Raw genomic sequence first — 21763 nt, 5'->3', positions numbered from 1 at the left:
GCCCCCGCTAAGCACTAGGAAGCGAAGAAGATAATGACTGTTACCGCTGACAAGACAACCGCCGGCCGCGTGGTGCGCGTGACCGGCCCCGTCGTCGACGTCGAGTTCCCCCGGGGCGCGGTGCCCGAGCTGTTCAACGCGCTGCACGCCGACATCACCTTCGAGGAGCTGGCCAAGACGCTGACCCTCGAGGTCGCTCAGCACCTCGGCGACAACCTGGTGCGCTGCATCTCGATGCAGCCCACCGACGGCCTGGTGCGCGGTGTGGAGGTGACCGACACCGGTGCGGCGATCTCGGTGCCGGTCGGCCACGACGTCAAGGGCCACGTGTTCAACGCGCTGGGCCACTGCCTGGACAAGCCCGGCTACGGCGAGGACTTCGAGCACTGGGGCATCCACCGCAAGCCGCCGGCCTTCAACGAGCTCGAACCGCGCACCGAGATGCTCGAGACCGGACTGAAGGTCGTCGACCTGCTCACCCCGTACGTGCGTGGCGGCAAGATCGCCCTGTTCGGTGGTGCCGGTGTGGGCAAGACCGTGTTGATCCAGGAGATGATCAACCGCATCGCCCGCAACTTCGGTGGCACCTCGGTGTTCGCCGGCGTGGGTGAGCGCACCCGTGAGGGCAACGACCTGTGGGTCGAGCTCGAGGACGCCAACGTGCTCAAGGACACCGCCCTGGTGTTCGGTCAGATGGACGAGCCGCCGGGCACCCGTATGCGGGTGGCGCTGTCGGCCCTGACGATGGCCGAGTGGTTCCGCGACGAGGCGGGCCAGGACGTGCTGCTGTTCATCGACAACATCTTCCGGTTCACCCAGGCCGGCTCCGAGGTCTCGACCCTGCTGGGCCGGATGCCCTCGGCGGTGGGCTACCAGCCCACGCTGGCCGACGAGATGGGTGAGCTGCAGGAGCGGATCACCTCGACCCGCGGTCGGTCCATCACGTCGATGCAGGCCGTGTACGTGCCTGCCGACGACTACACCGACCCGGCGCCGGCCACCACGTTCGCGCACCTGGACGCCACCACCGAGCTTTCCCGTGCGGTGTTCTCCAAGGGCATCTTCCCGGCGGTGGACCCGCTGGCGTCGAGCTCGACCATTCTGGACCCGGCCGTCGTCGGCGACGACCACTACCGGGTCGCCCAGGAGGTCATCCGAATCCTGCAGCGTTATAAGGACTTGCAGGACATCATCGCCATCCTCGGTATCGACGAGCTGTCCGAGGAGGACAAGCAGTTGGTGAACCGCGCCCGGCGTATCGAGCGGTTCCTGAGCCAGAACATGATGGCGGCCGAGCAGTTCACCGGCCAGCCCGGTTCGACGGTGCCGCTCAAGGAGACCATCGAGGCCTTCGACCGGCTGACCAAGGGTGACTTCGACCACCTGCCCGAGCAGGCGTTCTTCCTGATCGGTGGTCTCGACGACCTGGCCAAGAAGGCCGAGAGCCTGGGCGCCAAGCTGTGACGCGAAATCCTCTGACCGCGAAAGGCGGTGGGTAGTGGCAGAGATTGACGTCGACATCGTCGCGGTCGATCGGAAGGTGTGGTCGGGCAAGGCGACGTTCATCTTCACCCGGACCACCGTGGGTGAGATCGGGATCTATCCGCGGCACATCCCGCTGGTCGCCGAACTCGTCGACGACGCGATGGTGCGCGTGGACCGCGTCGAGGAGGGCGAGCTGCGGCTGGCGGTGCACGGCGGCTTCCTGTCGGTCACCGACGAGGGCGTCAGCATCCTGGCCGAATCCGTCGACTTCGCCGCGGAGATCGACGAAGCGACCGCACGGCACGATGCCAACTCCAACGACCCGAAGTTGGCGGCTCAGGGCAGGGCTAGGCTTCGTGCCCTGGGCGTGATCGATTAGCGGAGCGTGAACCGATGAGCACGCCCATGATCGGCATGGTCGTGCTCGTCGCCGTACTCTTCGGCGCGGTGCTGGCGCTGAGCTACCGGCTGTGGAAACTGCGCCAGGGCGGCACCGCGGCGATCATGCGCGACCTGCCGGCCGTAGGGGGACACGGTTGGCGCCACGGCGTGGTCCGTTATCGAGGCGGCGAAGCCGCGTTCTACCGGCTCTCGAGCGTGCGGCTGTGGCCGGATCGCCGGCTGTCGCGCCGCGGGGTGGACGTGGTGTCGCGGCGTGCGCCACGCGGCGACGAATTCGACATCATGACCGATGAGATCGTGGTGCTGGAACTGCGCGACACCACCCAAGACCGCCGGGTGGGTTTCGAGATAGCGCTGGACCGCGGTGCCCGCACCGCGTTTCTGTCCTGGCTGGAGGCGCGCCCGTCGCCCCGGTCCCGCCGTCACAGTTACTGATCTGAACTGTTGATCTGACGGAACCGTTTGGCGGCGCCTACTTTTCGGGACGGTCGGTGCGCTCGCCGCCCGGCTGCCACAGCACGTCGCCGTCGGCGTTGGCCACCCGGCACAGTACGAACATCAAGTCCGACAACCGATTCAGGTATTTCGCCGGCAGCACCGACACGCCGTCGGGGTACGCCTCGACTGCCGCCCACGCCGACCGCTCGGCGCGGCGCGCCGCGGTGCGGGCGACGTGCAGCAGCGCCGACAGCGGCGAACCGCCCGGCAGGATGAACGAGTTCAACGCCGGCAGCGGCTCGTTGTATTCATCGCACCACGCCTCCACCCGATCGATGTAGTCCTGGGTGATGCGCAGTGGGGGGTACTTGGGGTTCTCCACCACGGGAGTGGCCAGGTCGGCGCCGGTGTCGAACAGATCGTTCTGGATGCGCAGCAGCGTCGCGCTGACCGATTCGTCGGGTTTGCCCAGCGCGATGGCGACACCGATCGCGGCGTTGGCCTCCTCGACATCGGCGTAGGCCACCAGGCGCGGGTCGGTCTTGGGGACCCGGGAGAAGTCGCTCAAACCCGTGGTGCCGTCGTCGCCGGTGCGGGTGTACACGCGGGTGATATGCACTGCCATGGCCCAAACCGTACCGGGCGCGACAACCGGTGCGAGCCGGGCGGGCAGCAGCGCCGGGATTCGGTCGGGGTCAGCGGCCAGTCGTCACTACACTGACGCGCGTGGGTGAGCGTTTCGTGGTTACCGGCGGTAACCGGCTGTCCGGGGAGGTCGCCGTCGGCGGCGCTAAGAACAGCGTTCTCAAACTGATGGCGGCGGCGCTGCTGGCCGAAGGCACCAGCACCATCACCAATTGCCCGGACATCCTCGACGTGCCGCTGATGGCCGAGGTGCTGCGCGGCCTGGGCGCCAACGTCGAGCTCGACGGGACCACGGTGCGGATCACATCGCCCGACGAACCCAAGTACGACGCCGACTTCGCCGCGGTCCGGCAGTTCCGGGCCTCGGTGTGTGTGCTGGGGCCGTTGGTGGGCCGCTGCCTGCGGGCGAAGGTCGCCTTGCCGGGTGGCGACGCGATCGGGTCGCGACCGCTCGACATGCACCAGGCCGGCCTGCGTCAGCTGGGCGCCACCTGCAATATCGAGCACGGGTGTGTGGTCGCGCATGCCGAGGCGCTGCACGGCGCCGAGATCCAGTTGGAGTTTCCCTCGGTCGGCGCCACCGAGAACATCTTGATGGCGGCGGTGCTGGCCGAAGGCGTCACGACGATCCACAACGCGGCGCGCGAGCCCGACGTCGCCGACCTGTGCACCATGCTCAACCAGATGGGCGCGCAGATCGAGGGCGCGGGGTCGCCGACGCTGAAGATCACCGGGGTGCCGCGGCTGTACCCGACCGAACACGAGGTGATCGGGGACCGGATCGTTGCCGCCACCTGGGCCATCGCCGCGGTGATGACTCGCGGCGACATCGCGGTGACCGGAGTGGACCCGGCCCATTTGCAGCTCGTGCTGCACAAGCTGCACGACGCCGGGGCGACCGTCACCCAGCACGACAACGGCTTCCGGGTGGTCCAGTACGACCGCCCCAAGGCCGTGAATGTCGCGACCTTGCCGTTCCCGGGGTTCCCGACCGATCTGCAGCCGATGGCGATCGGCCTGGCGGCGATCGCCGACGGAACGTCGATGATCACCGAGAACGTCTTCGAGGCGAGGTTCCGGTTCGTCGAGGAGATGATCCGGCTGGGCGCCGACGCCCGCACCGACGGACACCACGCGGTGGTGCGCGGTCTGCCGCAGCTCTCGAGTGCGCCGGTGTGGGCGTCCGACATCCGTGCCGGTGCCGGCCTGGTCCTTGCGGGCCTGGTCGCAGACGGTGACACCGAGGTCCACGACGTCTACCACATCGATCGGGGGTACCCGTTGTTCGTGGAGTACCTGGCCGGTCTCGGCGCCGAAATCGAACGTGTAAGATAGGTCAGGCCGGCGCCCCGTACGCGGATCGTCGAGCAGTCTGGCTTGAGCAGTTTGGCAGGCCTTCCGGTAACCCGAAAAAGTCGGAGTTGACTCAACTCCGGCTAGCGAGTAGAGTGGCGGGGTTGCCTGAAAACCGGGCGTGTTGTTTGAGAACTCAATAGTGTGTTTGGTGGTTTTTGTTTGTTGTTGTTTTTGCCATGCTCTCGGCGCCCCGTGTTGGGGGTGTGGTGTTGTTTTTGTCGGTTTTTCGGAACTGATGTTTTCAGGATTGTTCTGAACGTTTTTTGTTTGGAGAGTTTGATCCTGGCTCAGGACGAACGCTGGCGGCGTGCTTAACACATGCAAGTCGAACGGAAAGGCCCTTTCGGGGGTACTCGAGTGGCGAACGGGTGAGTAACACGTGGGTGATCTGCCCTGCACTCTGGGATAAGCCTGGGAAACTGGGTCTAATACCGGATAGGACCATGGGATGCATGTTCTGTGGTGGAAAGCTTTTGCGGTGTGGGATGGGCCCGCGGCCTATCAGCTTGTTGGTGGGGTGATGGCCTACCAAGGCGACGACGGGTAGCCGGCCTGAGAGGGTGTCCGGCCACACTGGGACTGAGATACGGCCCAGACTCCTACGGGAGGCAGCAGTGGGGAATATTGCACAATGGGCGCAAGCCTGATGCAGCGACGCCGCGTGGGGGATGACGGCCTTCGGGTTGTAAACCTCTTTCAGTATCGGCGAAGCTCCGTGGTTTTCTGCGGGGTGACGGTAGGTACAGAAGAAGCACCGGCCAACTACGTGCCAGCAGCCGCGGTAATACGTAGGGTGCGAGCGTTGTCCGGAATTACTGGGCGTAAAGAGCTCGTAGGTGGTTTGTCGCGTTGTCCGTGAAAACTCACAGCTCAACTGTGGGCGTGCGGGCGATACGGGCAGACTGGAGTACTGTAGGGGAGACTGGAATTCCTGGTGTAGCGGTGGAATGCGCAGATATCAGGAGGAACACCGGTGGCGAAGGCGGGTCTCTGGGCAGTAACTGACGCTGAGGAGCGAAAGCGTGGGGAGCGAACAGGATTAGATACCCTGGTAGTCCACGCCGTAAACGGTGGGTACTAGGTGTGGGTTTCCTTCCTTTAGGGATCCGTGCCGTAGCTAACGCATTAAGTACCCCGCCTGGGGAGTACGGCCGCAAGGCTAAAACTCAAAGGAATTGACGGGGGCCCGCACAAGCGGCGGAGCATGTGGATTAATTCGATGCAACGCGAAGAACCTTACCTGGGTTTGACATGCACAGGACGACTGCAGAGATGTGGTTTCCCTTGTGGCCTGTGTGCAGGTGGTGCATGGCTGTCGTCAGCTCGTGTCGTGAGATGTTGGGTTAAGTCCCGCAACGAGCGCAACCCTTGTCTCATGTTGCCAGCACGTGATGGTGGGGACTCGTGAGAGACTGCCGGGGTCAACTCGGAGGAAGGTGGGGATGACGTCAAGTCATCATGCCCCTTATGTCCAGGGCTTCACACATGCTACAATGGCCGGTACAAAGGGCTGCGATCCCGTGAGGGTTAGCGAATCCTTTAAAGCCGGTCTCAGTTCGGATCGGGGTCTGCAACTCGACCCCGTGAAGTCGGAGTCGCTAGTAATCGCAGATCAGCAACGCTGCGGTGAATACGTTCCCGGGCCTTGTACACACCGCCCGTCACGTCATGAAAGTCGGTAACACCCGAAGCCGGTGGCCTAACCCTTGGGAGGGAGCCGTCGAAGGTGGGATCGGCGATTGGGACGAAGTCGTAACAAGGTAGCCGTACCGGAAGGTGCGGCTGGATCACCTCCTTTCTAAGGAGCACCATGATTCCCCCGTACCTCACAGGGGTGAGGGTGATGCGGTTGGGAGAGTTTGTGCCGGCGCCTGTAGTGGGTGGTCGGTGGTGCAGTGGAATTACGAAACAACAACAAGTGAAGACACCAACCGCCAGCAGCCTTGTGCTTCTGGTGGCCGGCTTTCGGGTTGGGCACACTGTTGGGTCCTGAGGCAACAGGCCTGTTTGTGCCCCCTGGTGGGGGTGGGTGTGTTGTCGCTCCATCTTGGTGGTGGGGTGTGGTGTTTGTTTTGTGGATAGTGGTTGCGAGCATCTAGCAAGCAGGCCTTGTGGTCTGTTTGTTTTGCAATTTTTTGTTTCTTGGTTTTTGTGTTTGTAAGTGTGTAAGGGCGCATGGTGGATGCCTTGGCATCGAGAGCCGATGAAGGACGTGGGAGGCTGCGATATGCCTCGGGAGCTGTCAACCGAGCGTGGATCCGAGGATGTCCGAATGGGGAAACCCGGCATCAGTGATGTGGTGTCACCCTCCGGTGAATGTATAGCCGGTGGGGAGGTAACGCGGGGAAGTGAAACATCTCAGTACCCGTAGGAAGAGAAAACAATTGTGATTCCGTGAGTAGTGGCGAGCGAAAGCGGAGGATGGCTAAACCGTATGCATGTGATACCGGGTAGGGGTGTGTGTGCGGGGTTGTGGGAGTGTTGTGTCCGGGTCTACCTTGCCTGGAGGGCAGTGAGAAAGTGTTGTGGTTAGCGGAAGTGGCCTGGGATGGTCTGCCGTAGACGGTGAGAGCCCGGTACGTGAAAACCCGATACCTGCCTTGCAATGATTTCCCGAGTAGCAGCGGGCCCGTGGAATCTGCTGTGAATCTGCCGGGACCACCCGGTAAGCCTGAATACTTCTCGATGACCGATAGCGGACGAGTACCGTGAGGGAATGGTGAAAACCCCGGGAGGGAGTGAAATAGTACCTGAAACCATGTGCCTACAATCCGTCAGAGCCTTCCCTTTTGGGGTGGGGTGATGGCGTGCCTTTTGAAGAATGAGCCTGCGAGTCACCGGCACGTCGCGAGGTTAACCCGGGTGGGGTAGCCGTAGCGAAAGCGAGTCTGAATAGGGCGTATCGCATCCGTTGGGTGTGTGTAGTGGCGTGTTGTGGACCCGAAGCGGAGTGATCTACCCATGGCCAGGGTGAAGCGCGGGTAAGACCGCGTGGAGGCCCGAACCCACTTAGGTTGAAGACTGAGGGGATGAGTTGTGGGTAGGGGTGAAAGGCCAATCAAACTCCGTGATAGCTGGTTCTCCCCGAAATGCATTTAGGTGCAGCGTTGCGTGTTTCTCACTGGAGGTAGAGCTACTGGATGGCCGATGGGCCCTACTAGGTTACTGACGTCAGCCAAACTCCGAATGCCGGTGAGTCAAAGCGTGGCAGTGAGACGGCGGGGGATAAGCTCCGTGCGTCGAGAGGGAAACAGCCCAGATCGCCGGCTAAGGCCCCTAAGCGTGTGCTAAGTGGAAAAGGATGTGCAGTCGCGAAGACAACCAGGAGGTTGGCTTAGAAGCAGCCACCCTTGAAAGAGTGCGTAATAGCTCACTGGTCAAGTGATTGTGCGCCGATAATGTAGCGGGCTCAAGCACACCGCCGAAGCCGCGGCAATCCGTCAAGGATTGGGTAGGGGAGCGTCCTGCATCCGGTGAAGCCACAGAGTGATCTAGTGGTGGAGGGTGTGGGAGCGAGAATGCAGGCATGAGTAGCGATGAGGCAAGTGAGAACCTTGCCCGCCGAAAGACCAAGGGTTCCTGGGCCAGGCCAGTCCTCCCAGGGTGAGTCGGGACCTAAGGCGAGGCCGACAGGCGTAGTCGATGGACAACGGGTTGATATTCCCGTACCCGTGTGTGGGCGTCCCTGATGAATCAGCGGTACTAACCACCCAAAACCTCGCTGACTTCGATCCTTCGGGAGAGAAGCGGCGGGGGGCTGCGTGGGACCTTCGTTGGTAGTAGTCAAGCGATGGGGTGACGCAGGAAGGTAGCCGTACCAGTCAGTGGTAATACTGGGGTAAGCCGGTAGGAAGAGATCTAGGCAAATCCGGGTCTCATATATTCCGAGAGGTGATGCATAGCCAAATGTGGCGAATTCGGTGATCCTATGCTGTCGAGAAAAGCCTCTAGCGAGCACGCACACGGCCCGTACCCCAAACCAACACAGGTGGTCAGGTAGAGAATACCAAGGCGTACGAGTGAACTATGGTTAAGGAACTCGGCAAAATACCCCCGTAACTTCGGGAGAAGGGGGACCCTCATACCGTCATGGCCTTCGCGGCGGCAGCGGAGGGGTCGCAGAAACCAGTGAGAAGCGACTGTTTACTAAAAACACAGGTCCGTGCGAAGTCGCAAGACGATGTATACGGACTGACGCCTGCCCGGTGCTGGAAGGTTAAGAGGACCGGTTAACCCCTTCGGGGGTGAAGCTGAGAATTTAAGCCCCAGTAAACGGCGGTGGTAACTATAACCATCCTAAGGTAGCGAAATTCCTTGTCGGGTAAGTTCCGACCTGCACGAATGGCGTAACGACTTCTCAACTGTCTCAACCATAGACTCGGCGAAATTGCATTACGAGTAAAGATGCTCGTTACGCGCGGCAGGACGAAAAGACCCGGACCTTCACTATAGCTTGGTATTGATGTTCGATGCGGTTTGTGTAGGATAGGTGGGAGACTGTGAAACCCGCACGCCAGTGTGGGTGGAGTCGTTGTTGAAATACCACTCTGATCGTATTGGACCTCTAACCTCGAACCATGAAGCTGGTTCAGGGACAGTGCCTGGTGGGTAGTTTAACTGGGGCGGTTGCCTCCTAAAATGTAACGGAGGCGCCCAAAGGTTCCCTCAACCTGGACGGCAATCAGGTGTTGAGTGTAAGTGCACAAGGGAGCTTGACTGTAAGACTGACACGTCAAACAGGGACGAAAGTCGGGACTAGTGATCCGGCACCCCGAGTGGAAGGGTGTCGCTCAACGGATAAAAGGTACCCCGGGGATAACAGGCTGATCTTCCCCAAGAGTCCATATCGACGGGATGGTTTGGCACCTCGATGTCGGCTCGTCGCATCCTGGGGCTGGAGCAGGTCCCAAGGGTTGGGCTGTTCGCCCATTAAAGCGGCACGCGAGCTGGGTTTAGAACGTCGTGAGACAGTTCGGTCTCTATCCGCCGCGCGCGTCAGAATCTTGAGGAAACCTGTCCCTAGTACGAGAGGACCGGGACGGACGAACCTCTGGTATACCAGTTGTTCCACCAGGAGCACGGCTGGATGGCCACGTTCGGACAGGATAACCGCTGAAAGCATCTAAGCGGGAAACCCACTCCAAGACCAGGATTCTCACCCATTTCAGTGGGATAAGGCCCCCCGCAGACCACGGGATCGATAGACCAGACCTGGAAGCACCGCAAGGTGTGCAGGGAACTGGCACTAACCGGCCGAAAACTTACCAACACACAACAAACAAAATAATTGTCGTGTTGCCCGCAACCACACACCACAAAACATAGAGAACCCACACCCCACCACCAAACACAAACAATGGTGACACCAGGTGCCGGCCACCAGCCCGCACCCACACAAAAAAATAGAGTTACGGCGGACATAGCGACAGGGAAACGCCCGGTCCCATCCCGAACCCGGAAGCTAAGCCTGTCAGCGCCGATGATACTGCCCAACCGGGTGGAAAAGTAGGACACCGCCGAACACAACATAGTGAAACGCCCCCCGAGAATTCGGGGGGCGTTTCCATTTTTCCCATTGACGGGCAGCAGGACTCGCTGCGGGCCGACGCTGGACAAGTGACGCTGACAGCCCCCCGGTCGCTAGTTGCCCGAGCGCCCGAGAAGCTATACCGTTAAGCCTTAATTAAGGGAGTTAACAGGAGGATATCGGGTGCGCCCCTTTCTTTGCCTTCCGGTCGTCGCCGGTATCACAGCCGGCCTGATCGCCGGGGTACCGGCGGCCTCACCGCCGGCCGGCGCACATCCTGCCGCGATCTCACTTACCGGCAACGGTACGGAGCTCGGGGATGGGATCGCATTCCTCATGGGCGGCACCGGCATGCCGCAACCGTCCGACCGCTACCTTGAGGCCGCGGACAATCTGTACCTGCAGCCGCACGGCTTCGGCGGCGAGCTGGTATCGCTGTGGACGCCGGAGAATGTCAGTTCGACCTCCCAAGCGGTGGGCGGGCAGATTCTCTACAACGCCGTCATGGAGCAGATCAGCAGCGGCGACGTGGACGCCGACCACCCGGTGGTGGTGTTCGGCTACTCGCAGAGCGCCGCGATCTCGGTAGGGCTGATGGAGCGACTTGCCGAGGAGGGAGTGTCGAACGATCTGGTCCGGTTCGTACTGATCGGCTCTCCGGGTACCAGCGGCGTCCCCACCGACCTGTATCACACCGACGTCTACAACTACGAATACGACCCGGTAGCGTTCCGGCCCACGTACTTCAACCCGCTGGCGGACCTGAACTCGATCTTGGGCTTCATCTACGGGCACTCCGTGCTCTTGAGCGCGACGCCCGAGCAGGTCGAATCGGCCATCGAGTTGCCGACGGCCGATCCTGACTCGCTGACCACCTTCCACATGATCACATCTGACATCCTGCCGCTGCTGGCTCCACTGCAGTTGGTTCCGATTCTTGGGCAGCCGCTCTATGAGTTGTTGGAACCCGTTACGCGCATCCTGGTGAATCTCGGTTACGGCAACCTCGAGTACGGCTGGCCGCCGGGGGACGTCGATGTGCCGGCGGCATCAGGTCTCTTCCCGGCCGACATCGATTTCGGTGACCTGCTCACCGCACTGGGCAATGGTGTGCAACAGGGAGTCAGCAACGCAATCTCCAGCTTGCTCGACCCGGCGACCTACCAGATCGTTCCGTTGGTGGAGCACCCGTCGCTGGCGGGGATCATTCAAGAGGGTTACATCGTGGGCGCGATCGACACGCCGACTCCGACGCTGGCCGAGGCGCTGACCGGTCTGGCCGCCTTCTTCGAAGGATTCACCGACACCACCGAGTACCCCATGCCGGACTAGGCACAGGCCGGCAGGCGCGGCTGGTCGGCCGAGGGCGCTAAATTCCGAGTGACTGGCCGCGGAGGAGTTGTTCGATTCGGTCCAACAACTCGTCCGGGTCTTCGTCGGTGGCGTCGTTCCAGGCTAGTAGTGCGTTGGCGAGGTTGCGCGGCTGGACGGTGAGGTGCAGGCCGAGTACGACCGTGTCGGTGTTGCCGGAATCTATGGTGTGGTAGGCAATTTCGGTTTGCAATGAATGTCCGTTGACCGGGTTGGGGAGCATCTTGGGGGTGATCGACTCGATGTCCTCGCGGCGGATCTTCGTCAACTTCGATCCCGGCGTGGCTGCTCGCAGCGTCAATGCAGTGGGGGAGATGCAGAGCGGGCATCGGCGCCACATGCGCAGGACGCTCAGTAATGCTAATGGCATTAGGCTCATGAGGAGGATCCCGCCGAAACGAAACCATGCGGGATAGTCGGAGTTTCGGCCCGCTGCCGCCATAGCTACGCCCATTAGCGGGATAATCGTTATTGCCATGTAGGCGTTTCCCTCGAACCACGGAACGTAGCGGCAGATGACCCCATTGGCTGTGCGGGTGACGCCCGGCCGGAAAATCCGGCGCTGGCCGGCGAGGATGAGGAGTGCCGCGCACACGATGCCAAGAGTCCCGTACCACGGGAATCCGACCCGAGCATCCACTGCCGCTAATACGAGCAGGAAACCGCCGAAGGAATAACGGGCTACTCGCCCCCAGCGGCCTTTTGCTCCATCGCCCGCCATCAGCGGCCGTCCTGCTTTCTGCCCCCCGGGGCGCCGCCGTCGCTGCCGGTGGATGGGCGACTTACCGGCCCCGGTCGGACCGCTAGCCAGATGCTCTCCTGGTCCACCGGCGAGTCGTGTAACGCGGTCACCGTCAGCTGCGTGATCAGCGTCTCGCGCTCTCTCGTGATGATCCGGGATCGAGACACGCTACCGAGAACGCCGAGTTCGTGGCTGATCTGCATGGTGAGTACTCCCGTGACGCCAGGCCCCTCAGTAGCCGTAGCGAGTTCCCGGTACAGCTCTTGGCAGCCTGGTACCGACTGCAATTGCTGCTCGGACAGCATGGCGAATACGTCGGCGGCATCGAGCGGCGCCTCGACGCGATGTAGCGTCAATACGGCGTTGGGGCAGAACTGGTTTACGCGCGGGTCGTGGCGACACATCCATACGCCGATGCCCGGGGCGGAATCAAAAGGATCCCAGTCCGCCGGGACTCCCACATCCACGGCAAGCCCATCGAACTGGTCGACCGGAGACACGGCGACGCCGTCCCGGGCTATGAACTCATCGAATCGCATGTTCCACGCCGCCTATCCGAAACCGAATAGTGACTTCGCGCCACGTGCAACGCTGCCCACCGAATCTGTGACCGGACCCCAGGCCATTTCGACCCCGTTGGACGCGAGCATGGCGGCGCCCGCACCGGCAATGGCGCCGACCACCACCCCGACTGCCGTTCCCGCCCCTCGAACAATCGAACCGGCCAATCCTCCGGCTTGTGCACCCACCCAGAGACCCGCTGCGACGCCTGCACCCTCGCGGGTGACAGCCTCGGCAACCGAGTTTCCGTCCTGGATGTCCGACATCACCGCGGGTACCGCGCTCGCGGCTCCAGTCACCCGAGCAACTCGGGAGAAACCCATTAGCTCGACACCGCCGATTTCCGGATCCTTGAACCATTTCAACAGGCCCGGGTCAGGCGCACCGGGGCCGGTGGTGGGTCCCTTTGCGACCACGTCGAGCACTGTTTGCCGCACCCCGTCCGCGGTGCCGCCGGCGATCGCGCCCTCGGAAGCGATCAGCACGTCTTTGAGTGCCGGGGCGTACCCCGGAGCCTCGCCGGCAGTGCTGCCGTGCGGCTCCGTTTCCGGCGCGGTGCGAGGACGGTTGTCTACCGGAGTAGCTGGGGCAGCTACTCCCGCGCCGCCGTCGGCGCCTGCTTCGGGCAAGCTGAGGTGCTCCAGCCCGGCGGTGGCGGTGGCGAGATCGCGGGCGATGCCGGCCTCGGCGTCGACCAGGTTGTTGAGGCGGGTGCGGATCGCACCGGCATGGCCGTCAGCGGCGTGCTCTCGAGCGTCACGCTCCGTGGTGGAGCTGTAGCAGGGCCGCGTGTCGGTGAGGGTGTAGTCGGCGCCGACGTTGAAACCGTCATGCACAGCAGCGTTGACCGCGTTGAGCACCGACTGTTTGTTGGTCTCCTGCCGACCGCAGCATCGTCGGGCGATCTCGGCCGCGAGCCGAAGCTGATCAGCCGGCGTCCGCACCGTGACCGCGTCCGCTGCCGTGCGCTCCTGCATGCGGTGGGCGGCGCGGCCATCCCACACGGTTCCGCCGGGGCGCACCGACGCGTTGCGGACCTCGGCGAAGGCGTTCTCCCAGGTGTCGGCGAGCCGGGACCAGCTCTCACCGGAGGCCTTGAGGTAGTCCCAACTCGCCGCCCGCACCTCGGAGAGCGACGGCCAGCCGTTGCTCAGCGTCATCGACGGCTACCTCGGTAGTCCGAGCCCGCCGGCATCGCCGTCGACGTTCTGGTAACCACCGGCCGGTGCGCTGGAGCCCACCGCTGCCAGAGCTGCGGCTCCACCGTCGTCCATCGCCTCGAAGTCGTTCGCCGCTCCGGTGAGCTTGGAAGCGGTCGCCTGCATCCGGCTGGCAAGAATCTTGCCGACCCTGCCGGTACCGGCACTGACCGCCGTCGCCGCCGCTTCGCTGGACTGCCAGGAGAGTGCGGTCCTGGTTGGCAGCGTCACCGCGACCTCACTGGCGAGCTCCTCGCAGCGCTGCGCGAGCGCGCGCAGCCCGTCCGGTACGACCCGAAGACCCGGTCTGGTCACGGAGGAAGGCTATCTGCTGACGCAACGATGGCCAATTCACTCGGCCGTGCCCGCCAAGCTCAATCGAACAGCGTGGCGTGGCTGTGCCGCCGCTCCAGATCCAACAGGGTCCGCTTGCGGTCGATGCCGCCGCCGTAGCCGGTCAGGCTGCCGTTGCTGCCGATGACCCGGTGGCAGGGCACGATGATCGAGATCGGGTTGCGGCCGTTGGCCAGTCCCACGGCGCGCGAGGCTGTCGGTGCCCCGATCTGTGTTGCCAACTCGCCGTAGGAGCGGGTCTGGCCGTAGGGGATCGTCAGCAACGCGGTCCACACCCGGCGCTGAAACTCGGTCCCGGCCATCTCATAGGTCAGCTCGAATTCGGTGAGATCCCCGGCGAAGTACGCCGCGAGTTGCTCGACGACGTCGGGGAAAGCGGAGTCGTCGCGGCGCCATCCGGTGCGGTCGGGGGCATGGGAGTGGTCGAGCATCAGCAGATGGCTGAGCTTGCCGTTCGCGCCGGCCAGGGTGAGTGGGCCGATCGGGCTGTCGATGGTGCGCTGATAGATCATGCGATCTCCTTGGAGGTCCGGGGCCAGTCGTTCACGGCGTGATCGAGTGCGGTCCACAGATGCTGGGTGGCATACGACCGCCACGGGCGCCAGCGAAGACTGCGTTCGGTCAGGGCCCGCGGCTGCTCGGGTAAACCCAGCCGGCGCACGGCCACCCGCACCCCCAGATCGGTCGCCGGGAACGCATCGGGGTCGCCCAGGCCGCGCATGGCGATGAGTTCGGCAGTCCACGCGCCGACGCCGGGAAGCTCCAGCAACGACTTCCGGGCCCGGCCCCAATCGCAGCCCGCGCCCAGGCTGATGCTGCCGTCGGCGAGGCCTGCCACCAGGGCCAGCAGCGTCCTCCGACGTGCCCGGGGCAGCGCCAGCCGGTCGGCGTCGATATCGGCCAGCCGTTCGACCGACGGGAAGACGTGAGTCAGCCCGCCGCTCGGGTCGACAATGGGTTCGCCGTGGCCCAGCAGCAACCGCCGCGTATGGGTGCGGGCCGCCTTGACCGACACCTGCTGGCTGAGCACCGCCCGCACCGCCAGTTCGGCTTCGTCGACGGTGCGGGGGATTCGCTGGCCCGGCGCCTTGGCCACCAGCGGCGCCAGTTCGGGGTCGTCGGTGAGAGCCTCGACGACGGCCTCCGGATCGGCGTCGAGGTCCAGCAGTCGCCGGCAGCGGGTGATCGCCGCGGTGAGATCCCGGAAATCGTCGAGCACCAGCTCGCATCGGACGTGGTCGGGGGCCGGAGTCAGGCTGACGATGCCGTTGCCGTGCGGCAGTCGCAGGGTGCGGCGGTACGCGCCGTCACGCACCTCCTCGCAACCGGGAACCGCGCAGGCCGCCAGATGGCCGAAGACCCCCTCGAATGCGAACGGGGTGCGCACCGGCAGACGCAGCGACAGCCCTCCCGGGCTCGGGGGGCGCCGGTCGGATTCGGCCTTGAACCGGGCGGCCGCGTGTTGCCGCAATGCCGTCGGCGTGGTGGCCCACACCGCGCGGACGGTGTCGTTGAACTGTCGGATGCTGGCGAAGCCGGCCGCAAACGCGATGTCGCTCAACGGAAGATCCGTGGTCTCGATCAAAATCCGGGCCGTCTGCGCGCGCTGGGCGCGGGCCAGCGCCAGCGGACCGGCTCCGACCTCGTTGTGGAGCAGGCGCTGCAACTGGCGGGTGGAGTAGCCGAGGTGGCCGGCAAGCCCCGTCACCCCCTCGCGGTCGACCGTGCCGTCGGCGACCAACCGCATCGCCCGGCCCACGATGTCGCCGCGGACGTTCCATTCCGGCGATCCCGGTGCGGCGTCTGGCCGGCAGCGTTTACAGGCCCGGAAGCCTGCCCGCTGAGCGGCGGCGGCGGTGGGGTAGAACCGCACGTTCCGTGGCAGCGGTGGCCGTACCGGGCAACTGGGCCGGCAGTAGATCCGGGTGGTCAGCACTGCGGTGTAAAACCAGCCGTCGAAGCGGGCGTCGCTGGACTGCACGGCACGATAGCAGCGGTCGAAGTCGTCGTGCACGTTGTAACCATCGCATGTGGCGGCCGCCGACACTAGCGGGAATACGACACGATAGTGCCGATCCGATGCCGCTCGCCGGGGCTACCATCTGGGCGTGGCGGCACTGGTGCAGCGGTACTTGGACGGGATACTCGCCGAGCATGCCGAGGTGAACGTCGGTGCCCTGGCCAGCTACATTCCGGAGTTGGCGCGGGTCGACCCGACCGGCTTCGGTCTGTCGCTGTCGTCGTCGGACGGCTATGTCTATGAATCCGGCGACGCCGAGGCGCAGTTCACCATGCAGTCGATCTCCAAGCCGTTCACCTACGCGCTGGCGCTCGACCAGTTGGGGCATGCGGACGTCGACGCGAGGATCGGGGTGGAACCCTCCGGCGAGGGATTCAACAGGATCAGCGTCGACCAGGTCACCCAGGTGCCGAAGAATCCGATGATCAACGCCGGTGCGATAGTGGCCTGCTCGTTGATTCCGGGCGCGACCGCCGACGACCGATTCGCTTTGGTCAGGGAGTTCTACAGTGCCTGTGCGGGACGCGGTCTGGACTTCGACGAGGACGTCTACCGGTCGGAGAAGGCCAGCGGCAGTCGTAATCGCGGGATCGCTTACCTGCTGGACAGTTTCGGTGCTCTTGACGCTGACCCTGATGACGCTCTCGACGTCTACATCCGGCAGTGCTCGTTGAAGGTCACCAGCACCGATCTGGCCCGGATGGCGGCGACGCTCGCGCGGGGTGGTTACAACCCGTTGACCGGGCGGCAGGTGACCGACGCGGCGGTGGTCCGGCGCACGCTGTCGGTCATGGTGACCTGCGGTATGTACGACGCCGCCGGCGAGTGGGTCAGTGCGGTCGGTATGCCGGCCAAGAGCGGTGTGGGTGGCGGCATCGTGGCGGTGCTGCCCGGCCAGCTGGGCATCGGCGTCTATTCGCCGCGGATCGACGCCAAGGGCAACAGTGTGCGCGGAGTGCTGGTGTGCCGCAGCCTTTCTCAACAGCTCGGCCTGCATTTCCTGACCGTGAGCAGCGAAGCTCATTCGGCTATTCGCGGCATGTACACACCCCGTCCGGGCGTCCGGGTTTACGAGGTGCACGGCGACCTGCTCTTCGCCGGCGCCGAACAGGTGGCCCGCACCGCCACCGGCGACTGCGGCGACTTCGGCGTCGCGATCCTCGACGTGTCGCGCCTGCACGCCATCAGCGACCCGGCGCGTGCCCTGCTCGCCGGACTGGCCCACGAGCTGCAGAGCCTGGGCAAACGGGGCCTTCTCGTCGATCCGGGCGGCGCGCTGACGTCCGACCCGGCGACCCGGGGGACGCTGGTGTTCGCCACGGTCGACGACGCCCTCGCCGCGAGCGAGAAGTGGGTGACCTAGCGACGGCTACAGCGGCCCGGCCAGCACGGTGGGCTGGTCATATCCGCGCAGCACCACCGAATCGCCCAGCACCCAATGGGCTTGCTCGCTGATAGAGGCGGCGCGCAGTGTCCGTGCCGTGGTCAACAACTGGAGCTCGCGGATTTTAGCCAGCTCGGATAGTCGGGCCGCCTCATTGACGGGCTCGCCGATCACGGTGTACTCGAAACGTTCTTTGGCGCCCACATTTCCGGCGACAACCTGGCCGGCCGCTACCCCGATCCCGGCGCGGATCTCCGGCACCTCGTCGGCCAGCCGGGAGAGGATGGCGCGTCCGGCGGCCAGCGCTTCGTCTTCGGGTTGGTCGAGGTGGTTGGGGGCACCGAAGATCGCCAGGCTCGCGTCGCCCTCGAACTTGTTGATCAGGCCCCGATGGCGGTCGACCTCGTCGACGACCACCGCGAAGAACCGGTTGAGCAGGGTGACGACCTCGGTGGCCGGCTTGGCGGTCACGATCTGAGTCGACCCGATGATATCGACGAAAAGCACTGCGACATGGCGCTCTTCGCCGCCGAGTTGTATCCGGTCGCGTTCCGCGGCCGCGGCGACTTCGCGACCGACGTGGCGACCGAACAAGTCACGCACCCGCTCCCGCTCCCGCAGCCCGTGCACCATCGCGTTGAAACCGCTTTGCAGTTCGCCGAGTTCGGTCCCGTCGAAAACCACCAGATCGGCTCCCAGGTTGCCCTGCTCGACCCGCCTGAGCGCGGCACGCACCACCCGCACCGGGGCGGCGGTGAGCCAGGACAGAATCCACATCAACAGAAATCCGAAGACGGCGGTGGCGACCGCGACCACCAGCACGGCGACCCCAAACTGGGTCATGGACAGATTCTTCAGCACCAGCGCGAAGATCGCCGTCAGCGCAATGCCCAGAACCGGCACGCCCGAGCTGAGCAGCCAGACCATCATGGTCCGGCCCATGATGCCCGAGAAGAAACGCCGTGGCGGTGGACCGGCGGCGAGCGCCTGGGCGGCCACCGGACGCAGCGCGAACTCGGTGCACAGGTAGCAGGCGGTGGCGACCTGGATGCCACACACACCGACAGTGAACGCGACGATCGGGATGAAGTAGTTGTCGGCCATCCCGTAAAGCACGGTGAACAGCATCGCGGCCACGCCCCACAACGCGAGCACTACCTGGGCTACCCGCCACGGTGCCAGGAACGCGTTGCGCTCGTCCACCCGCGTCGGTTGCTGTTCCCTGATCGCCCAGCGCAATTTCTTGATGGTGCGCCGGGTGATCCAGTAGGTACCGAAGATCAGCGCCAGCACGATATAGGCCGGTACGACGCCGTATGTCAGCCATCCCGGGGCGTCGAAGAACACACTGGGCGACGGAAAGGCCACTGCCAACAGCAGTGCTTCGACGCCGATCCCGATCAGATTCGTCCCGACGATGACGACGGTCAGGATGAACTGGATGCGAATCCGCCGCAGATACTGACTTTCTGACACTCGGCCGAGCAACCAAGAGCCGTATTCAGGGGTTTCGGGCAGTCGGTCGGTCTGGCGGGTCAACAGCTCCAGAACCCGGCCCATCCGTTGGGCGGTCGTCTTCGGCGCTTTCATCGTGGCGTAAGAATAATTGCTCGACGCTGCCCCTAAGGTGGTTCGGATGCGACTCGTCATCGCCCAGTGCACCGTCGACTACGTGGGCCGGCTCACCGCGCACCTGCCGTCGGCCCGGCGACTGCTGCTGCTGAAGGCCGATGGTTCGGTCAGTGTGCACGCCGACGACCGTGCCTATAAGCCGCTGAACTGGATGAGTCCGCCGTGCCGGCTCACCGAGGAGCGCGCCGGTGAGTTCGCGGTGTGGGTGGTGACGAACAAGACCGGCGACCAGCTGCGGATCACCATCGAGGAGATCGAGCATGACTCCAGCCATGAGCTCGGTGTCGACCCGGGTCTGGTCAAGGACGGCGTGGAGGCTCAGTTGCAGGCGCTGCTCGCCGAGCATGTCGAGCTGCTCGGCGAGGGCTACAGCCTGGTGCGCCGGGAGTACATGACCGCCATCGGACCGGTGGACCTGCTGTGTCGCGACGAGCAGGGACGCTCGGTTGCCGTGGAGATCAAGCGGCGCGGCGAGATCGACGGTGTCGAGCAGCTGACCCGGTATCTGGAACTGCTCAACCGTGACAGTCTGCTCGCACCGGTGAGCGGGGTGTTCGCCGCCCAGCAGATCAAACCGCAGGCCCGAACGCTGGCAACCGATCGTGGTATTCGCTGTGTGACACTGGATTACGACGCGATGCGCGGAATGAACAGCGATGAGTACCGGTTGTTCTGACCGCTGGGCTCCGGCGGCGGAATAGCAGGCGACGGCGAAGCGTTACAGCGGTCCATGGCAGTCGAAGATCTATTCCAACCGCTGACCGTTCGCTCGCTGACCGTGCCGAATCGCTTCGCGATGGCGCCGATGACGCGGCGGGCGTCGCCGAGCGGGGTGCCGGGCACCGATGTCGCCGAGTACTACCGACGGCGTGCGGCCGGCGGTGTCGGGCTGATCATCACCGAAGGCATCCGGCTGCCCGATCCGGCTGCGGGTTACCCCTTCAGCGTGCCGACGATCGCGGGCGACGAGGTGCTCGCCGGATGGCGCCGCGTCGTCGACGGGGTCCATGCCGAGGGCGCCACGATCGCTGCACAGTTGTGGCACCAGGGCGTTGAGCGCGACGACTCCGACGGTGTGGAACCGGTCGGCCCGTCCGGCATCAACGGGCGGGGCGAGCCGCGGGGCCGGGCGCTGCGAACCGACGAACTCCCGGAGGTCGCCCAGTTGTTCGCGAACAGTGCCGCCACCGCACGGGACATCGGATTCGACGCCGTCGAGATCCACGGCGCCCACGGCTACCTGCTGGACGAATTCCTTTGGGAGCGAACGAATCGGCGCACCGACGGCTACGGCGGATCGTTGGCCGGGCGGACGCGCTTCCCGGCCGAGGTGGTCGCCGCGGTACGTGCCGCGGTCGGGCCGGACTACCCGATCATCTTCCGCTTCTCGCAGTGGAAGGGCACCGACTACACGGCGTCGATCGCCGACGACCCGGCGCAGTTGGCGGACCTGTTGGCACCGTTGATCGACGCTGGTGTCGACGTACTGCACCCCTCGACGCGCAGGCACTACCTGCCGGCTTTCCCAGACGACGACCCCGAACTGAGCTTGGCCGGGTGGAGCAAGAAGGTCAGCGGGGCGCCGGTCATCACGGTGGGATCGGTCGGGCTGGAAACGCAGTTCCGCAGCGAAAAGCGGGGTGAGGTGATCCAGCCCGCGCCCGTCGACCGACTGGTCGAGCAGTTCGATGCCGGAGAGTTCGATGTGGTGGCGATCGGACGCGCGCTGCTCGCCGATCCGACCTGGGTGAATCGGCTACGTCGGGGCGAACTGGACCGCTTCGCCGGCTACGACGCGGCGGTTGCCTTGGCCGCGCTGGCCTAGGCTTCCGGTATGGCTCGTCGGCGCAGTCCCTCGCGTCGGCAGCAGCCATTGCGGCCGCCACCCCTGTCACAACGGGTCGAGACCGGGCCGGACGGCTACGACTATGTCGTGGCGGCGATCCTCGGGTCGCGGGCGGCGAAGGTCTATCGATGCCCCGGGTGCGATCACCCGATTCGCACCGGCATCGCACATGTGGTGGTGTGGCGCGCCGACTCGGGTGAGGGCGAAGATCGGCGGCATTGGCATACGCCATGTTGGGCCAATCGCGCGACGCGCGGCCCCACCCGCAAGTGGTCCTAGAACCTCAGTGCACCGCCGCCGTGTCGCCGGCCGGTTCGACCAGCTCGACCAGCACGCCGCCGGCATCCTTGGGGTGGATGAAGTTGATCCGCGAGTTCGAGGTGCCGCGCCGCGGCGCGTCGTAGAGCAACCGGACGCCTTGGTCGCGCAGCCGCTGCGAGAGCGCGTCGATGTCGCTGGTCCGATAGGCGAGCTGCTGCAGACCCGGGCCGCGCTTGTCCAGGAACTTCGCGATCGTCGACGACTCGTCGATCGGGGCCATCAGCTGAAGCTGGGCACTGCCGACCGGGGCGCCGCGCACCGCCAGCATCGCCTCGACGATGCCCTGCTCGTCGTTGACCTCTTCGTGCAACACGATCATCCCGAGCTGGTCGTGATACCACTTCTTGGCCGCTTCCAGGTCCGGCACCGCGATGCCGACGTGGTCGATCGCCGTCACCAGGGCGGAGGCCAAGGCGGAACGTACCTCGAACGGGTCAGTGACGGAATCGGTCGTCATAGGAGTAACGGTAACCTGAGCGG

The 21763-nt window shown here is 64.5% G+C and carries 18 protein-coding genes and 3 rRNA genes; 12 read left to right on the top strand and 9 right to left on the bottom strand.

Annotation, left to right across the window (positions count from 1 at the left end):
* Positions 1–33: 33 nt before the first annotated feature.
* The 3 genes from atpD to G6N19_RS02725 are packed head-to-tail and all read left to right on the top strand — an operon-like array spanning position 34 to position 2322.
* Complete coding sequence (gene atpD / locus G6N19_RS02735; RefSeq protein ID WP_083038673.1) at positions 34–1464, top strand: F0F1 ATP synthase subunit beta; 1431 nt, start codon at positions 34–36, stop codon at positions 1462–1464.
* A gap of 34 nt (positions 1465–1498) precedes the next feature.
* Positions 1499–1864: a F0F1 ATP synthase subunit epsilon gene (locus tag G6N19_RS02730; protein WP_083038675.1), complete on the top strand. Its 366-nt coding sequence runs from the start codon at positions 1499–1501 to the stop codon at positions 1862–1864.
* A 14-nt stretch (positions 1865–1878) separates the two neighbouring features.
* On the top strand, positions 1879–2322 hold the full coding sequence (locus G6N19_RS02725) for a DUF2550 domain-containing protein (RefSeq protein WP_083038677.1): 444 nt from the start codon (positions 1879–1881) through the stop codon (positions 2320–2322).
* A 37-nt stretch (positions 2323–2359) separates the two neighbouring features.
* Here the strand turns inward: G6N19_RS02725 and G6N19_RS02720 are convergent, their stop codons facing one another.
* Positions 2360–2950: a cob(I)yrinic acid a,c-diamide adenosyltransferase gene (locus tag G6N19_RS02720; RefSeq protein WP_013828252.1), complete on the bottom strand. Its 591-nt coding sequence runs from the start codon at positions 2948–2950 to the stop codon at positions 2360–2362.
* Positions 2951–3051: 101 nt separating this feature from the next.
* Between G6N19_RS02720 and murA the strand changes: the two genes are divergently transcribed.
* The 5 genes from murA (at position 3052) to G6N19_RS02695 (ending at position 11185) form a co-directional block, all read left to right on the top strand.
* On the top strand, positions 3052–4305 hold the full coding sequence (gene murA / locus G6N19_RS02715) for a UDP-N-acetylglucosamine 1-carboxyvinyltransferase (RefSeq protein ID WP_112687346.1): 1254 nt from the start codon (positions 3052–3054) through the stop codon (positions 4303–4305).
* Positions 4306–4590: 285 nt separating this feature from the next.
* A 16S ribosomal RNA gene (locus tag G6N19_RS02710) occupies positions 4591–6124 on the top strand.
* A 357-nt stretch (positions 6125–6481) separates the two neighbouring features.
* Positions 6482–9595 (top strand): 23S ribosomal RNA (locus G6N19_RS02705).
* Positions 9596–9735: 140 nt separating this feature from the next.
* Positions 9736–9848, top strand: a 5S ribosomal RNA gene (rrf, locus tag G6N19_RS02700).
* Together the 16S, 23S and 5S rRNA genes form the textbook arrangement of a ribosomal RNA operon.
* Positions 9849–10036: 188 nt before the next feature.
* On the top strand, positions 10037–11185 hold the full coding sequence (locus G6N19_RS02695; protein ID WP_232062506.1) for a PE-PPE domain-containing protein: 1149 nt from the start codon (positions 10037–10039) through the stop codon (positions 11183–11185).
* 37 nt (positions 11186–11222) lie between these two features.
* Here the strand turns inward: G6N19_RS02695 and G6N19_RS02690 are convergent, their stop codons facing one another.
* From G6N19_RS02690 to G6N19_RS02665, 6 genes are read right to left on the bottom strand one after another with little or no spacing between them, the layout of a single operon-like run.
* The gene (locus G6N19_RS02690) at positions 11223–11945 is read right to left on the bottom strand and encodes a hypothetical protein (protein WP_193465706.1); all 723 of its coding nucleotides are present in this window, start codon (positions 11943–11945) and stop codon (positions 11223–11225) included.
* A complete protein-coding gene (locus G6N19_RS02685; protein ID WP_193465705.1) occupies positions 11945–12505 on the bottom strand; it encodes an LpqN/LpqT family lipoprotein in 561 nt (186 codons plus the stop codon). Before G6N19_RS02685 ends, G6N19_RS02690 begins: the two co-directional genes overlap by 1 nt.
* Before the next feature lie 12 nt (positions 12506–12517).
* Positions 12518–13687 (bottom strand): hypothetical protein, encoded by a 1170-nt coding sequence (locus G6N19_RS02680; protein ID WP_193465704.1) that lies wholly within the window; start codon positions 13685–13687, stop codon positions 12518–12520.
* Positions 13688–13693: 6 nt separating this feature from the next.
* A complete protein-coding gene (locus G6N19_RS02675; RefSeq protein WP_013828256.1) occupies positions 13694–14041 on the bottom strand; it encodes a hypothetical protein in 348 nt (115 codons plus the stop codon).
* Between the two features lie 59 nt (positions 14042–14100).
* Positions 14101–14592, bottom strand: a complete 492-nt coding sequence (locus G6N19_RS02670) for a methylated-DNA--[protein]-cysteine S-methyltransferase (RefSeq protein ID WP_013828257.1) — start codon at positions 14590–14592, stop codon at positions 14101–14103.
* Positions 14589–16094 (bottom strand): DNA-3-methyladenine glycosylase 2 family protein, encoded by a 1506-nt coding sequence (locus G6N19_RS02665; RefSeq protein WP_013828258.1) that lies wholly within the window; start codon positions 16092–16094, stop codon positions 14589–14591. The genes G6N19_RS02670 and G6N19_RS02665 overlap by 4 nt, the downstream gene beginning before the upstream one ends.
* Positions 16095–16188: 94 nt before the next feature.
* On the opposite strand from G6N19_RS02665, the gene glsA reads away from it, so the two are divergent.
* Positions 16189–17463 carry a glutaminase A gene (gene glsA, locus G6N19_RS02660; protein ID WP_013828259.1) on the top strand — a complete coding sequence of 425 codons (1275 nt, stop codon included), beginning with the start codon at positions 16189–16191 and terminating at the stop codon, positions 17461–17463.
* Between the two features lie 6 nt (positions 17464–17469).
* Here glsA and G6N19_RS02655 read toward each other — a convergent pair whose 3' ends face one another.
* On the bottom strand, positions 17470–19074 hold the full coding sequence (locus tag G6N19_RS02655) for an adenylate/guanylate cyclase domain-containing protein (protein ID WP_041317480.1): 1605 nt from the start codon (positions 19072–19074) through the stop codon (positions 17470–17472).
* A gap of 46 nt (positions 19075–19120) precedes the next feature.
* Between G6N19_RS02655 and nucS the strand changes: the two genes are divergently transcribed.
* Genes nucS through G6N19_RS21080 form a run of 3 tightly spaced genes read left to right on the top strand, consistent with a single transcriptional unit; the run spans position 19121 to position 21241 of the window.
* A complete protein-coding gene (nucS, locus tag G6N19_RS02650; RefSeq protein ID WP_013828261.1) occupies positions 19121–19792 on the top strand; it encodes an endonuclease NucS in 672 nt (223 codons plus the stop codon).
* 54 nt (positions 19793–19846) lie between these two features.
* A complete protein-coding gene (locus G6N19_RS02645) occupies positions 19847–20941 on the top strand; it encodes an NADH:flavin oxidoreductase (protein ID WP_193465703.1) in 1095 nt (364 codons plus the stop codon).
* 9 nt (positions 20942–20950) lie between these two features.
* Positions 20951–21241: a hypothetical protein gene (locus G6N19_RS21080; RefSeq protein WP_081465489.1), complete on the top strand. Its 291-nt coding sequence runs from the start codon at positions 20951–20953 to the stop codon at positions 21239–21241.
* A gap of 4 nt (positions 21242–21245) precedes the next feature.
* On the opposite strand, the gene mce is transcribed toward G6N19_RS21080, so the two are convergent.
* Positions 21246–21740 (bottom strand): methylmalonyl-CoA epimerase, encoded by a 495-nt coding sequence (mce, locus tag G6N19_RS02640; RefSeq protein ID WP_013828263.1) that lies wholly within the window; start codon positions 21738–21740, stop codon positions 21246–21248.
* Positions 21741–21763: the final 23 nt, after the last annotated feature.

The sequence above is a fragment of the Mycobacterium novum genome (assembly GCF_010726505.1).
GTDB classification, from domain to species: Bacteria; Actinomycetota; Actinomycetes; order Mycobacteriales; family Mycobacteriaceae; genus Mycobacterium; species Mycobacterium algericum.
The sequence above is the reverse complement of the archived record's forward strand: the minus strand, read 5'-3'. Positions and strand labels throughout refer to the sequence as shown.